This is a genomic window from Neobacillus sp. MER 74, from assembly GCF_023714155.1.
On sequence record NZ_JAMAUV010000105.1, the window covers coordinates 1 to 271 of the forward strand.

Annotated in this window: 1 rRNA gene; it reads right to left on the minus strand. The window is 51.7% G+C overall.

The window, feature by feature from the left end:
- A 23S ribosomal RNA gene (locus M3610_RS27725) occupies positions 1-271 on the minus strand; the annotation flags it as partial.

The window sequence follows — 271 nt, forward strand, 5'->3', positions numbered from 1 at the left end:
TCGCTCACCTTAGGATTCTCTCCTCGCCTACCTGTGTCGGTTTGCGGTACGGGCACCTTTTATCTCGCTAGAGGCTTTTCTTGGCAGTGTGGAATCAGGAACTTCGGTACTAAATTTCCCTCGCTGTCACAGCTCAGCCTTATATGAGAGGCGGATTTGCCTACCTCTCAGCCTAACTGCTTAGACGCGCATATCCAACAGCGCGCTTACCCTATCCTCCTGCGTCCCCCCATTGCTCAAACGATAAAGAGGTGGTACAGGAATATCAACC